Source organism: Rufibacter ruber (assembly GCF_014138425.1).
Classification (GTDB): Bacteria; Bacteroidota; Bacteroidia; order Cytophagales; family Hymenobacteraceae; genus Nibribacter; species Nibribacter ruber_C.
In genome coordinates this window covers 276,153-290,790 of record NZ_JACJIQ010000005.1, presented here as the reverse complement: position 1 = coordinate 290,790, position 14,638 = coordinate 276,153, and the positions used below count along the sequence as shown (strand labels likewise).

At 38.2% G+C, this 14,638-nt stretch carries 11 protein-coding genes; 1 reads left to right on the top strand and 10 read right to left on the bottom strand.

Features of this window, described 5'->3' with window-relative positions; translation table 11 throughout:
* Nucleotides 1-20: 20 nt before the first annotated feature.
* The gene (locus FHS90_RS08120; RefSeq protein ID WP_182512658.1) at nt 21-1,754 is read right to left on the bottom strand and encodes a CotH kinase family protein; all 1,734 of its coding nucleotides are present in this window, start codon (nt 1,752-1,754) and stop codon (nt 21-23) included.
* Nucleotides 1,755-2,275: 521 nt separating this feature from the next.
* Between FHS90_RS08120 and FHS90_RS08115 the strand changes: the two genes are divergently transcribed.
* Nucleotides 2,276-3,673, top strand: a complete 1,398-nt coding sequence (locus FHS90_RS08115; RefSeq protein ID WP_182512657.1) for a hypothetical protein — start codon at nt 2,276-2,278, stop codon at nt 3,671-3,673.
* 218 nt (nt 3,674-3,891) lie between these two features.
* Here the strand turns inward: FHS90_RS08115 and FHS90_RS08110 are convergent, their stop codons facing one another.
* The 9 genes from FHS90_RS08110 to FHS90_RS08070 form a co-directional block, all read right to left on the bottom strand.
* Entirely contained in the window at nt 3,892-4,935 is a 1,044-nt protein-coding gene (locus tag FHS90_RS08110; protein WP_182512656.1) for an acyltransferase family protein, read from the bottom strand.
* Between the two features lie 86 nt (nt 4,936-5,021).
* Nucleotides 5,022-6,212 carry a glycosyltransferase gene (locus tag FHS90_RS08105; RefSeq protein ID WP_182512655.1) on the bottom strand — a complete coding sequence of 397 codons (1,191 nt, stop codon included), beginning with the start codon at nt 6,210-6,212 and terminating at the stop codon, nt 5,022-5,024.
* A 25-nt stretch (nt 6,213-6,237) separates the two neighbouring features.
* Nucleotides 6,238-7,194, bottom strand: coding sequence for a GDP-mannose 4,6-dehydratase (locus tag FHS90_RS08100; RefSeq protein WP_182512654.1), 957 nt, complete (start codon nt 7,192-7,194; stop codon nt 6,238-6,240).
* Nucleotides 7,195-7,210: 16 nt separating this feature from the next.
* On the bottom strand, nt 7,211-8,392 hold the full coding sequence (locus FHS90_RS08095) for a glycosyltransferase (protein ID WP_182512653.1): 1,182 nt from the start codon (nt 8,390-8,392) through the stop codon (nt 7,211-7,213).
* A gap of 77 nt (nt 8,393-8,469) precedes the next feature.
* Entirely contained in the window at nt 8,470-9,411 is a 942-nt protein-coding gene (locus FHS90_RS08090; RefSeq protein WP_182512652.1) for a glycosyltransferase family 2 protein, read from the bottom strand.
* 4 nt (nt 9,412-9,415) lie between these two features.
* Complete coding sequence (locus FHS90_RS08085) at nt 9,416-10,426, bottom strand: glycosyltransferase family 2 protein (protein ID WP_182512651.1); 1,011 nt, start codon at nt 10,424-10,426, stop codon at nt 9,416-9,418.
* A gap of 35 nt (nt 10,427-10,461) precedes the next feature.
* On the bottom strand, nt 10,462-11,889 hold the full coding sequence (locus FHS90_RS08080) for a lipopolysaccharide biosynthesis protein (protein WP_182512650.1): 1,428 nt from the start codon (nt 11,887-11,889) through the stop codon (nt 10,462-10,464).
* A 24-nt stretch (nt 11,890-11,913) separates the two neighbouring features.
* Nucleotides 11,914-13,317, bottom strand: coding sequence for a hypothetical protein (locus FHS90_RS08075; RefSeq protein ID WP_182512649.1), 1,404 nt, complete (start codon nt 13,315-13,317; stop codon nt 11,914-11,916).
* Between the two features lie 370 nt (nt 13,318-13,687).
* Entirely contained in the window at nt 13,688-14,635 is a 948-nt protein-coding gene (locus FHS90_RS08070; protein ID WP_182512648.1) for an N-acetylneuraminate synthase family protein, read from the bottom strand.
* Between the last annotated feature and the right edge of the window lie 3 nt (nt 14,636-14,638).

The window sequence follows — 14,638 nt, the reverse complement described above, 5'->3', positions numbered from 1 at the left end:
TTACCTATATCACGGCGTATTCAGCTTCCTGAACCATACTGCTGCCGAAGCTTTTCCAGCTCTTTTCTCAAGTATTCGGGACGCTTACGGGCAAACTCCCTTAAAGATTCCACCTCTCCTTCCCAGGCCTTAACAGAGGCGGGCGTTCTCCATCTTTCCAGGTGTTCCTTTATCTCTGGTGAAATACGCTGCTGTTTCTTATTGATCTCAGCAATGACTCTATTGGCTTCAAAGGTAAGGGTAAGGTGGTAGTCAGCTTTTTCAAAAAACCTCTTTCTAAAGGCTGGGCTCTTTAGAAGCGCAGAGAAAAGCGGCCCCAGTTGCTCACTCTTCAAGACCCGGTTCATCATGTTGTATGAATGCTTCCCTTTCAGAAAACCATTGTCTATGTCCATGAGCATCCACCGCCAGCGGCCATCTTTGTGAAATACTTTTTCTGAGGTGCCCGCTGGCACTTTGTACCGCCACATCTGTAAATTACTGTTGGGCCAGTCTTGATTGGCATAGTACAGCTCTGCCAGGAGGTAATCAATGAAATTATCCACGTCTATCTGCCTGGTGACGTATTGGTAATAGACGGGGTTAGAAAGATCATGGCTCTTGATATAGGCCAAAAGCGCATGATACGGCTTTTGATCTCCCTCTACCCCCAAGATGACTCTACCCAACCGCTGATCAACGGTAAGCTCAGTCCCCCCCAAGTTGCTTTTCACCCCCACAATGGCAATACTATCCTGCGGTATTTTATATTTATGTTGGAAGTAAAATTCATCATACCTGTTCCTGATGTTATTGATGCCCCAATACTCGCCGTTGATGAACATGATGGAAGGACGGTACTCTTGAATATCCAGTGGGGCAAACCCTTTGACAAGGCTCTGCAGCAAGGCATCTCTGAACATGGTAGAGTGGCGGTCTTGGCTACTGCTTCTCAGCACAAAACTGGACAAGGTGTCTGGCTTTATAGAGGAGAACACTGGGTATATCAAATCTTTGAGTTGCCCGTTGCTCTCTAGTATCACCTTAAGAGACTTATGCTGCTGCTCTCTGGAAGCATTCCCGTGTATGCCTACTTTAGCTTTCACAGTAAAGCCGTTATTGCTCCCTTCGTCAAAAAAGCTTAATGTCACAGGCCGGTACCACTGCTGCCCTCTTCTCTTGTAGTTGGCCGGAAACCCTCTGCGGGTATCATCAATCTTGATGGAGTTCCTAATATAAAAATCTTTGTCATCTGCCGTGGCGCCACTCACATATATTCCTGCCTTATAGCCAAAGAGGCTGTCTGCATCTGTGACCAGCGAAACTACAGGCAAAGTGTAACGCCCTCTCCCCTTTGGGTGTACAAAGAACGAGGCTCTGGCCTCTTCACTTATAACAGAGTCATTAACGGCAGTGACGGCTCTTACAATGGTTCCCTTAAAGACGTTATACAAAGGGTAGTTGAACACTGGCGCGGTTTTGATCTCAGATAGCTTGTTGGGTTCCTCTGTCTTATCCTGAATTAGAATGGGGCCAGTATATACTTCAGAATCAAAAGTTGGCCTAGAACCATCAGTAGTATAGAAAACCCTGGCGTTTGGGAGGGTGGTTGTAAGAGTAAGCTTAAATTCCTTCTCATAAAATCCTGACGCTTGGGAGAAGTTTGGTGCCGGTACCTTATCATTAGTTTTCACTAGAATCACCTTCTCAGGTTTATAGCTCATCCCCACCAGCGCCAGCACTACGGTTGCCACAATAATTAAAAGAGCAGGCACTAAGACAAAAAGATTTGAGTGTTTCTTTCTCCTCTCCGCAATAGGCTTCATATATCAAGACAATTATACAGACCAGAAAACGGCCAACCACAAAGTTACGATTTTAAGGCAAGAAGCCTCAAAAGAATAAAATAACAATCAATGCGATTCTCCCTGGTCCCCGTTTTTGGCTTATTTTTTCTAAATGAAGCGAAAACCAGAAAACACTTGCAGCCACAGCCATAAATTAATTGAGTGATGGGTGCGCTGATTTCTTTGCAGAAGCTCACTTTACTGTTTAATGCGGCGCATATAAGAACTTTTTCTTCTCTGTTTACTGTTGTTCAGTGAAAAAACACGAAATACTCTCCCTTTACCAGTAATATTGCCTTCCTATAGGGATAGAGCTTCAATCAGCTTCTTATAATCTCTGTTCAATTCAGTAATTTTGGCATACACCTACTAAAGGAGGTTCAGCTGTGTCAAGGTTCCCATGTTTCGGGCCAGGGAACAAGAACCTTGAGCATCAGGCTAAATAAGATATGGAAGCAAAAGATCTTTTTATCACCCCCATTTTCTTGATCATCATTTATTCTATTGCTTTTCAGATAAAAGGCCGACTCAAGGATAAACAGACAAAGAAATACTTTATTCCTGCCCTCACGCTGAAGATCATAGGAGCAATTGGAATGGGTTTGATTTACCAATTCTACTACAGCAACGGTGTGGGACGGGGAGATACCTTCTCTTACTGGAGACATGCCAATTTGGTGTATGAGGCATTTGGGGAGTCATTCTCCATTGGCTGGAAGTTGCTTACCTCAACAGGCCAATATGACCCGGAAACATTTAAGTATGCTTCTCAAATGAGGTGGTATAAGGCCGCTGACACTTTCTTTGTAGTAAGGGTGGCTACCATCTTTGGGCTGTTCTGCTTTCAAGCCTATTCTACCATCGCTATATTCTTTGCAATCTTTAGTTTCTCGGGAGTGTTTGCACTATACACTACCCTTTTAAAGATATTCCCTAAATACCAGAAGGAGTTCGCTATTAGCTGCTTCTTTATTCCTTCCTTCTTCTTTTGGGGATCTGGCATCATGAAGGATACCATTTGCGTGGGCATGCTAGGTTGGGCTTTTTGGGCTTTTTATCAAGGCTTTGTGGAGAAAAGGAAGGTGATTACATCTATCCTAATCCTATTCATATCACTTTGGATTATCCAGATTGTAAAGACATACATTCTCCTTTGCTTTGTGCCTGCCGTAGCTCTATGGGTTTTCATGGAAAACAGCAAAAAGATTAAAAACAGGACAGTAAGGATGCTATCAAAGCCTATCTTGATTGGCTTTGGAGCAGTTGCTGGCTATTTGGGGAGTACTCAGCTTACGGCAGACAGTGACAAATACTCTATAGACAATATAGCAGAAACGGCAGCTGTTACTTCTGATTATCTAGAACGCCAAACTGAAAGGAGTGCAGGCAGTACAGGTAGGGGCCTGAGCGGCAGGTCAACAGGCTCAAGTTATAATGTAGGAAAACTAGATGGCTCTGTAGGGAGTATGGTAAGTGCCGCTCCCCAAGCCATCTTTGTCACCCTTTACAGACCCTTTATTTTTGAAGTACGTAACCCTATTATGCTTCTCTCTGCCCTGGAGAGTACTTGGTTTATTGTTCTTACCTTTACAATGTTCCGCAAGAACGGGTTTGCCAGAACGTTTAGAATAATTTTTAAGAATCCTTTTCTTACGTTCTGTATCCTCTTTTCATTGATGTTCTCCATAGGAGTAGGTCTTACCTCTGGAAACTTCGGCACACTTGTACGGTATAAAATTCCGTTGCTGCCATTCTTTCTCTCTCTCTTGCTCCTTTTAAATAGAGTAAATAAACCAAATAAAACCAAAAATGCGAAAGTACAAGTATTAGTACCAAGAAAATACTGATATTGTATTTTCTAGACTTACTTAAGAATGAGATCTTTGCATGAAATCATTATGAAATAGAGTATTCTAGTAAAAACATGTTGATACGTCATAAGAATAGTGCGTAATAATACTAACATTAACTTTACCAAGAGCAAATCTTAAACTAAGGCTCTCAAGAAATTAAAACATTACTTACACTAGCAGAATCATTCCATGTTACCTTTTTGAAAGAATTTTTAATTGACTATCCTTTTTGTTCCTTTACTAAATATTTTACTTTCAGAATCAATTACACTTTGACTACTATACCAATCCCGTAATGCCTGTGAAGCAGGTTTCTCAATGAATATTGATATTAAATAAGCCAACAACAAACTCACTACAATAGGAGGCAATACAATCAATATACTACCATCAAAAATAGCCTTGGTTCTATTCATTATGATAAAGCCAATATTTTGATGAATCAAATACAGTGGATAAGAAATACTTCCTAGGAACAAAAGGGGCTTTGAAGCCAAAAAATTTAGTTTATTTTGAATAAATAAATAAAACACAACATATATGAAGCTAATAATAATTTGCTGCGGAAGTTGGCCTTTGAACTTATAACCAAAAACAGCTATCAAGAAACAAACTAATAGCTGAACAACAATCAATTTATACTCTTTTGAATTCTCTTTTAGTAAAAAGAACAATATCCCAGAATAGAAAAACACTCCATATTCTAAATTCAATAACAAAGACAAATATTTTATTGGCATAATATTCAAGTGTACAAAGCACAGTAAGAGCCAAGGAATACCTACATATATAATTTTATCCTTTACGTCGGTCACAAATAACATGAGCATCATGCCATAAAACATCAACTCTGGAAAAAGTGACCAATACGAGCCATCTACATTAGGTATGCTAAGCAAGCGTTGGAACATAGTAATATTTGCTAAGAAATCTAACCAATCTCTTTCTTTACCCTCAAGACCCAAAGTTAAGATACTTAAAAAAGTTATAGCTAAACAAGCCCAGTAGGCAGGATACAACCTTGAAACCCTCTTAAACACAAAGTCTTTCCAACTTTTAATATGATTTAGACTTAAAAAAATCACAAATCCACTAATAATAAAGAAAAGCTCGACTCCCATATAGCCATATCTAAAATCATATAAAGATGGGAAACCATGGCCATACAGATCTCTATAAAGCTTTGTATAATGGAAAATAATGACAGACAATGCTGCTAATCCTCTAAATGCATCTAATACTGACAATCTACCCATTACTGCATACTAAACTTATTTACCTTCAATATATTATCAATAGTATTTTGGATCCCACTATTAGTTTAATAAACTCGAAACAATAATTAAATAGTTTGCTCACACAGCTTATTATAAATTCCAACGTAAAACTCCACCCCCATTCTCACATCGAAATAATCAATTGCCGAAGCCCTCAAGTATTCTCTATCAACTAATTCAGAATTTAATAATTTAGAAAACGCATCTTTTAGCTCCTCCTGATTTAGTGAATTCACCAGTATCCCTCCCTGCGGATATTTATCCATTATAAGATCTAAATCACCAACTCCTTTCAAAGAGATGGCAGGAATACCCCCAGCCCAATATTCTCCCAGTTTGGTGGGACTTCTTCCAATGACAGAATAGGTGATACTGTAGATGATAAGTCCTACATCAGAGGCATGTATATATTGGTAAACTTCATTATAATCGGCAGAAGTGATGACTATATGTGCTTTATCCACGCCGCTTTGTTCCAGGAACTGAAGGACAGGCTCTGGCTCAGTTTTAGATAGAATCAGGAAGTATCCCTCTGGAGCCACTGCTCTAAAGGCTTTGTACACTTCCACAAAATCTTCCAGTTTGTAATTCCCGCCTAAGGAACCACTATACAAAAGTACTTTTGCGTTTAATGGTATCTTGAGCGCCGTCCTCACTTTAGTTCTGGTATCTTCACTAAAAGCTCTGAAGATAGAGAAGTCCACACAGGTAGGAATAACCCCTATTCCATCAGCTCCTTTCCAGCCCTTGCTCACTATTTCATCTTTTCCTGCGTAGGTAAGGGAAACTGTTACATCAGAACTTTTGAAAAACTGCCGTTCCAGACTTTTGAAATAAGCATAGACAGGTTTATAAACGGGTGAATTCCAGAATCCGCTCTCTAACTTCTCATCTGGCCACCAACCACGCATATCAAAGATGAAACGGGTGTTCCAGTGCTTCTTCATACGCTGCCCTAGAATAGCGGCTATGTACCCCCTGCAATGAACAATATCAAATGGTGCTTCCTTTTGCAGTTCCTTAATTTTAGCCCACCCTCTATTGATATCTTTCAAGGTAGATAAAACCGGTGGCTTTTTAGTGTAGGGCAAAGGATGCCAGACAATTGAAGAATCTTTGATTCTGGCTTCTACTAGCGGCCGCTTCTTTTCAAATACTTCAGGCTTCTCAAAGCTTATTAAATGATAATCAACCCCTTTCTTAGCAATCTTTTCCAGATAGGATATCACTTGTGATTGACCTAAGGAGTCTGTCATACCATCATAAGACAGGTATAGAACTCTAGTTCTTCTCATTGTACCACTCTTTAAAAGCCTTCAATCCATCTAACAAAGTGGTTTTAGGATTATACCCTAACATAACCTTTGCCTTTTCTATATTGGCATAAGTAATATCCACATCACCCGGCTGCATGGGCATATACTGTATATTAGGCTCTTTACCAATTACTTGGTAAATAGTATTGATTAGGTCTATAAGAGATACGGGAGAATTATTGCCTAGATTAAAAGTTTCAAACACACCCTCCTTCTCCATCACAAAACGTAGAGCAGCTACAATACCTGTTACTGTATCTTGTACAAAAGTATAGTCACGGGCGGTACTACCATCTCCGTAAAGGGTAACGGGCTGATTATTGTAAATAAGTTTAAAGAACTTATGAATGGCTAAATCAGGCCGTTGCCTGGGACCAAAAACAGTAAAGAACCTCAGGTTCACCGTATCTATCTTATATAAGTGGTGATAGGTATGGTTCAATAATTCACCTGATTTCTTTGAAAACGCGTATGGAGAAATAGGATTATCAACGGCATCTGCCTCAGAGAAGGGAATAATTTTGTTATTTCCGTACACAGAAGAGGAGGAGGCAAACACATATTTTTTAATCTCGTGTTGTCTCATAAACTCTAACAGGTTCATAGTACCTGCCAGGTTCGCTTCCAGATATCCATTAGGATCTTTTATAGAAGGTAAGACCCCCGCTTTTGCGGCTAAATGGATTACTGCATCCAGCGTTGTTGGCAGCGTGTTAAAACTGCTAGCCACCCTAAGATCCATTTCAATAAAAGAGAAATTCTTATACTCTTTTAAAACCGCAAGGTTCCTCTCTTTTATGCTTCTATCATAAAATGAGTCAAAATTATCTACTCCTATCACATGAACGCCTGTCTGGAGCAGCCTTTCACTTAAATGGGAGCCAATGAACCCGGCTGCCCCAGTAATCAAAACTTTGTTCATGAGATTTATCTTTAAATCAGTATAAGTCACAGAATGTAAAAATTTTATCAACCTGGCTGTCAACTGTATAGTTTGCCAAGAACTCTTTCAACAGCAATCCTTTATCAATTAACTCCTTGTCCTTATTCAGGAAAAGATATTCAAGCTTCTCAACTAAATCATTTTCGTTTCCAGCTTCAAATAAGAACCCGTTCTCGCCGTTTCTTATGATTTCTTTCAAACCACCAGCGGTAGATGCCAACATCAGACTCTGTTGCATCAACCCCTCAATGGCTACGTTTCCAAATCCTTCTGAAAATGACGGGATTACCACTAGGTTCACCTTCTTATATAATGACAAAAGTAAGGTGTTATTAGTATAGCCATTCAAAAAAAAGTAATCTTTTAAGTTTAGTTCAACAATGAGAGAAGTAATTCTCTCATACTCTGGACCATCTCCAGCAAAAATTACTTTTATCTGACCACTTGACAGATTTAGGGTTGAGACAACCTTATGAAAAGCTTTAATGAATAGAGTATGCCCTTTCACAGGATGAAACCTACCTGGAATAAGAATCAAGAACTCTTTCCCGTTGAAGAAAGGGGATTCTGCTATAAAGTTTTCACCTAAGTCTGCTGATACGTTTCGCCAAGACAAACTATTAGGCAATACTAATGGGTGCCTGGTAAATATATTTGCAGAAATATTGCTATAAACCGCCTGAGATATGAATAAAGACTTGTTATCAAACAGGAAAGCAAGCCCTGAACTTATTTTATTGAATATTTTTTTTGAAAAAGTGTCTAATGGAGCCGTTTCATAATTAAGTGCCCTATAATAGACATTCAATTTAAAGCGTCTTTTAAAAGAACAGAGCTGTATTAATTTGGCTACCCTACAGGCAAAATGGGCCATAGGCATAATAGCAAGTACATCTGTGATTTGATATTTTTCAATAAAACCTGTGAGACGACTCACGACAACAGGTAATGATTTAAAAAAAAGAGCATCAACAATGGTGGAGTTACTTTCTGGAATAAGCAAGACTCTGTCTTTCTCCAATTTCAACTCTTCCAATAAAGGATATACATTACTTAGCACAATTAGCCATATATTGGAATACCCTGATTCTACCAAATAATTAATTTGGTTCACTGTTTGATGTTCAGCACCTCCCACCCCTAATGAAGGAATAATAAAGGCTATGTTCTTTGACATATTACTACATGCTCTGCCTGCTTATGATGTCAGCTAGGAAAGGCCATCTAAAAATTTAATAATGTAAGTATGCAAAGCTAAAATAAGCGGGAAAGCACTTGCGGTTCTTTAGAAATGATGGACGTTGCATTCTTTAGGAGAACCATCATCTTCAATAGCTTATTTCTGTCTTTCTTATAAGAACCTTTATAGAACATAGAATAATTTTTAAATATCGTTCTAAAAGGCTTTCCATTTATCTTTTCTGTCAACGCCCAATCAAACAAAGACTTAAGAAAGTTTGGTTTTGAAGTCAAATACATATTTTCAAAGTCATTCTGGAGCATAGTATTAGAGTCATGCACTACTCTGATAGCAACGGGCTCTGTCTTTCCACCAGATACCAGTTTACCATAGTAAGCCAACTTTAAATAAAACAAAGAGTCTTCAGCCACTCTTAATTGCTCATTATATAGTCCAGTCTTTTTTAATAACTTTCTTTTAAAAACAATTCCCCCAGTACAGAAATGTCCTTTATTCCCTTCTAAAAGAACATTCATGAGTTCATCTGGTGCTACATCAACTTTGACCGCTGTGATATAAGCTTTCACTTGTTCTTCCTTAAGCCGTTTCTTCTTTGAAAACCTGGTCATAGCCTCCTCATCTACATAGTAAGTACCAACTGGTTCATATACTCCATCAATAGAAGAATCTGATTGGAAGACTTCTATGGCCTTTGCAAATCTATTTTCAAGGAAATAATCGTCGGCATCTAAGAAAGCGATGTAATCAAATTGAGCATTTCTCAATCCTATGTTCCTAGTAGCCGCGGCGCCGTGGTTAGCTTTATCCGGATGCTGGAACACCTTCACTTTCTCAGAGCGTCGGGCAAGTTCAAAACATACTTCTAATGAATTGTCTTTAGAAGCATCATCTATTAGGATTACCTCTCCAGTCTCAGGCTGCAGCAAAGCAGATTCAACAGATCGTTGAAGATATTGTGCGGCGTTATAAACAGGAATGATTACAGAAACTTGCATACTCTTACTTGAAAAAAAGTTTTTTCTTTAAGGCTTCTCTACCGAAACCGTTCTTTACTAGTTTCACCTCCATCAATCTCACAACTTTCCAACCTAGCATCTTTGAGAGCTTTCTGAAGGAAGGGTTTATAAATTTCATACTGAACGGATACCCTAATCGCGCAGAGTGTTGTTCAGCCCTGTTCGCTAAATCTTTGGCAAAAGGATAGAATCTATAAGAAAATTTATTGTACAATATGCTACATGCTTCTCTTGTTAGCGCTGAGTTTTCTTTTGTTAGAACTGCCTTTTCAATCAGCTCATATGAAAGTAGTAAGGAAGATAAACGTGCCCTATCATAGCTCCTACTGATAGAATTATACTCTCCTTTTCTGTAATAGAACAGTGCATCTGGAGTAAATACTAATTTAGAGGCTTGTAAAACTACTCTACAGAAATACTCCCCATCTTGGTTTCTCAGCAACCTCTCATCCCAAGGGCCTACTTTTTCAAAAAGAGCTTTAGATGCAAACCAAGAACCGGTAGGGATGTATGTGTTTTTAGTGTAGGCTGTTATTATCCAATCAATAGAATTGTTCACTTCATACAGAGGGCTTGCCTTGACGACTGCATCTGAGGGGGTATCATAAAAAATAGCATATGGTCCAAACCCTAAGGTATCACATGGCATTTTAGAAAGCGCAGCCACCTGTAAAGCTATTTTGTTTGGGTGCAACAAATCATCTGAATCAAGAAATTGAACAAATTCACCTTGTGCCAGAGAGAAGCCCAGATTTCTACAAGTCTGAGCACCCTTAGGTAGCCTATTCCTTTTAAAAACCTTAATTCTATCATCTTCAGCCGCAATTCTAGACACAACTTCAACAGAATCATCAGTTGACCCGTCATCTACTAGAATTGCCTCCCAATTGGCATAGGTTTGATCTTGAAGACTCTCAATAGTATGTACAATTGTATTGGCTCTATTAAAAAGAGGAATTACAATAGAAACGAGAGCTGACGCAGCGTTATGCATGAAGTTGCTTTAAAAACATTCCCAATCCCAAAAAATTATTCAACATAAATATTCTTTAAATTCTTACCATACTTAAACAAAAAGAGACCTACACTTACAGCAAGCAAAAATGTAATGAATACTTTAACATATAAGTAAAACTCCACTCCAAGATAGGCTATAAAAGATACAGCAAGAGTAATTAACAACCACATGACTGGCTGATATCCTTTATCTTTAATACCTTTAAATTCTTTCATAAAGAAACCAGAATACCCCATATACAAAAAAGTAACAAAAGTAATAATTGCGGCAGCCTCTACTCCATAGATAGGAATTAAAATAAAATTCAGGATCACATTGGCTATTCCAGCCGCAAAGGTAATCTTCATTAAGCTTTTGGTTTTCTCTTGCATAAAGATTTTATTGATAGCAGCAAGGTACATAGGCCTATAGGTAAAACTCATGATTATAATTATGGCAATAGGATAAGCTTTTCTTAACTCCTCATTCCTGATCATCAACATAAAAATCTCTTTCAACCAAAGACATAAGGTAAAACTGATCAAGAGCAATCCGCCTTGTAAAAGAAATGTAAGCTTTTTTAAAGAAAGTAAGGCAGCATCATCTCCCTTCCTATACAATTTAAGATAAGTAGGACTCACTGCCAACGAGATAGCATCCACAAATGATCCAAAGTAATTTCCAAAGGTTGATGCTAAGTTATAAAGCCCTATGTTTTTTACATCCACATGTAAAACGTCCATAATAGCTTTATCTGATGTTTTAAGAAGGTAGTTAGAGTAGTAATGAGGAACAGTAGGAAGAGATACACTTAATGCTTTTCTTACTGTTCGCTTTTTAAAATTAAATATAGGCCAGAATTTATATTTAAAGTAGAAAGGGTAAAAAAGCAATAAAAAACCTGCAACATTGCTCAAACAGGCTGACCAAAACCAACCCATATACCCTAACTTCAAATATGAAATTGTATATAAATTAATAAATACACTTATTAATCCAGTAATAACGGTTCTCATTGCCAGTGTCTTTGCTTTTAAAGACAAATGAAAGAACCGTTGGCTCATATTCTGTGTTGTCCCTAAAAATGCAACTGGAAAAATATTCAAGAGAATAATCATCCATCTATTATGCGTAGCTTCCTCTGGAATAACAAAATACAATATACCTGCTAATATAGCCGCAAAGGCAAGTGACCAGATGCTTAAAAAGCCATGAATTTGGCGCCAATGCCATTTATAAAAATTAGGTGACTTATAAAAGGAATTAGACATCACCACATTCATTCCCAAAGTTTGCAATACACTAAATGCGGCGGCGTATGCAGATATTACGCCCGCCACCCCATAATCTAAGGTTGTTAAATCTTGTGTAATGATGGGCAATACGAAAATACTTGCGATTTTTGGCACCTGTGGGGCCAAACCATACAAGGAGATTCTTAAAAGAAGCTTCCGAAACATGTCAATACTTTAAACTACCCAACTCTACGGTTTAACGGTATTATTAATATCTTCTACTAGTTTTATTAAGTTAATTATCTTCTCATCAATTGACGAAGCGTCCTCTTCAATTTCCACTCTAACTCCTTTTTGCTCTATGCAAAGCACAGAAATTAAATCATTTACTGTATGTATGTCAAAATATCCAAGTCCTGAACTTGCTAGTTGCTCCTCATAATAGAGTTTTCCTAAATCATTAAGAAATAGAGTAGGAACATTATAGTTCGCAGCCTCAATTGCAACTGTAGAATAATAAGTGATATGGAAATTTGTGTAATTCAAAAGAAGGGGCAAGGGTAGTTCAGAGGCCTCTTTAATGTTTATATTTTGATTCTCTTCAATTTTAAAGGCCTCTTGCTGCATCTCCTCGAATTGATGTCTTTGCCTTGGGTGAATTCTTATCCACCAAACAAACTCATCTCTGGTACGGGAGATAGCTTCTTTAATCAGTGCTGGGAATGCTTCAAATGAAGGCTGGAGACTATACAGTATAATTTTTCTTCCCTTTACCCCAGATAATAAATAGTCCGCATTATATTGGGCATTAAACTTTTTCAGGTTCCAGAATGATAACCAAGGGTTTCCACCTATATATGGCTTATGAATAGTAGGTAGAGCCCATTGTTCTATTGCTTCAAACGATGGTTGATCCCAATTCCAGAAAATGGTTGGCAGCAGGTTATATCCTTTTACAGGAACATTTGCCCACCTACCGTAGCTTTCATGCATTTGCCCTTGTACACCATGTTGAATATCAATAGAAGGAATACCCAGACGTGAGGCTGCTAAAATTGCCCCTCTAGACTGTGGAGAGTAGTATGATATAGTAAACACAGCCTTAGGTTTACCTTTCTTAAAGAGGTTCTGATAAAAATTTGCAGTTAAATCTGCCTGTTCGGCCATATTAACTACCCATTTCTTAGTAAAGAAATTAGCTGCATTCACACCAAGAATTTCTTGTATTTCTTCAATAAACTTTTCATATTCAGGCAAGAAGGCTTTTCGGGACTTCTTCTTTCTGAACTTATTGTTTATCGCTCTAAAAAAATTTATGGCAGAATCAGCAGGCTTCACAGATTTTGAGAAACTTCTAGGCAACTTGTATTCTACATTCTGTCGTTTAAATTCTAGCAATAGAGCACTATGCTGGTTTACAGCAGAGAAGTAGTCTAAAAATAAATCACAAAACCTATCGTAATAAGTTCCTAACACTTCTTGACGAAATGCCGCATTACTAACAAAAACAAAATCTATTTTATTAAAAAGACTATTTTTGAGATTAAGGAATTGTATTCCTCCTTTCACAAACACACTAAATTTATCTCTACCTGAAGCACTACTAGATGTATTATTTTTTTGCAACGAACTACTTTCTTTTACCTTAAGCATACTGTTGCTTTTACCAAACATGTATTGCAACAGAGGTATTCTTATCAAAGGCCATACGTAGATATCATCAACTCTCCATTCATGCACTGGAAAATCAAGCTCCCACCTATTCAATAATTCTATAGAAGTAGTCCTATTCATTGTATTTTTTCACAACCTCCTTTTTGTTAGAAATACGCTCTATAAAAGAGCTTATCATTTGCAAACAAAAATTAAAGAAGGTTATTCTAAAGTAAAAAAGAGCTTAAAGAATTATAACAGAAGAAGATTAATTATCTCCATAAATTTATAGAGACAATCAATCTTCGTCTGTTATTAATAACAAATCCCTTACCAGCATATTATCTGCCAGTATCTAATGTTAAATGAGTTATTCCTCCCAGTTATACACTGGTTGACCATCTACCTTGCTGGCAAAACGCCCGCGGTAGTAATCACGATTTAACATCTCAGCATGAGACAGAGGTCTGGTAGCTTGGCCTAAGGTTTGCTCCCACTCTGGTAATTCACGCTTGATGATCTCCATTTGCTCATATCTGCTCAAGTCAGCAAACTCTCGCAGCTCTCTTACCATGTCTGGAGTGATAGACACCACACCATCTCTGGTTTGATCTGCAGGTAATACGGTATAGTGACGCTCAATACAGCTGGCACCTAAAGCCAAAGCAATTTTGCTAGCCCATAATCCTGTTGTAGAAGGCTTTGAATGGTCACTATAGCCTACTTGATGGGTGAACTTGCGAAGGAAGCTCATTCTACGGATGTGAACCTCCTCTAACGGTGTTGGATAGATAGTTACGCAGTGTAGCAAGTGAAAATTGGTTCCTCTTAATATCTCCGCTGCCTTTGCGATTTCATCATCATAAGTGGCTCCGGTAGAGACAAAAATGGTAGAGAAGTCTTTCTTTAAATCTTCGAGCAACGGGTAAGAAGCACAGTCATAGCTGGCAACTTTAATAGCTTCATACCCCAGATCTTTAATATCTTTCACTACAGATCTGGTGAATGCTGTAGTCATAGGGGCTACTCCTGCCCGCCAGCATTCTTCCACAAACCAGGCTTCCTGCTCTAACGATAGATCAAGCTTTGCTAATCTCTCTAATTCAGGCTGGTAAGGCCGTTTGATTGTTTTTACAGTACCGTCTGCAGCGGTTTCACCTTCCTCAAAACGTTCACGGTACGTCAAATCACTAGATCTGATTGACTGTATCTTCACATAATCTGCGCCATTTTCTGCAGCAGCGTGAATCATTCCCTTCAAGATCTCTTTGTCACCGTTGTGATTCTGGCAACATTCGGCAATTATGATAGGTCTCATATT

Coding starts and splice junctions, on each gene's coding strand:
- FHS90_RS08085 (WP_182512651.1), bottom strand. CDS start 10,426: ATGCATAACGCTGCGTCAGCTCTCGTTTCTATTGTAATTCCTCTTTTT.
- FHS90_RS08070 (WP_182512648.1), bottom strand. CDS start 14,635: ATGAGACCTATCATAATTGCCGAATGTTGCCAGAATCACAACGGTGAC.
- FHS90_RS08100 (WP_182512654.1), bottom strand. CDS start 7,194: ATGAACAAAGTTTTGATTACTGGGGCAGCCGGGTTCATTGGCTCCCAT.
- FHS90_RS08105 (WP_182512655.1), bottom strand. CDS start 6,212: ATGACAGACTCCTTAGGTCAATCACAAGTGATATCCTATCTGGAAAAG.
- FHS90_RS08090 (WP_182512652.1), bottom strand. CDS start 9,411: ATGCAAGTTTCTGTAATCATTCCTGTTTATAACGCCGCACAATATCTT.
- FHS90_RS08110 (WP_182512656.1), bottom strand. CDS start 4,935: ATGGGTAGATTGTCAGTATTAGATGCATTTAGAGGATTAGCAGCATTG.
- FHS90_RS08115 (WP_182512657.1), top strand. CDS start 2,276: ATGGAAGCAAAAGATCTTTTTATCACCCCCATTTTCTTGATCATCATT.
- FHS90_RS08080 (WP_182512650.1), bottom strand. CDS start 11,889: ATGTTTCGGAAGCTTCTTTTAAGAATCTCCTTGTATGGTTTGGCCCCA.
- FHS90_RS08075 (WP_182512649.1), bottom strand. CDS start 13,317: ATGCTTAAGGTAAAAGAAAGTAGTTCGTTGCAAAAAAATAATACATCT.
- FHS90_RS08095 (WP_182512653.1), bottom strand. CDS start 8,392: ATGTCAAAGAACATAGCCTTTATTATTCCTTCATTAGGGGTGGGAGGT.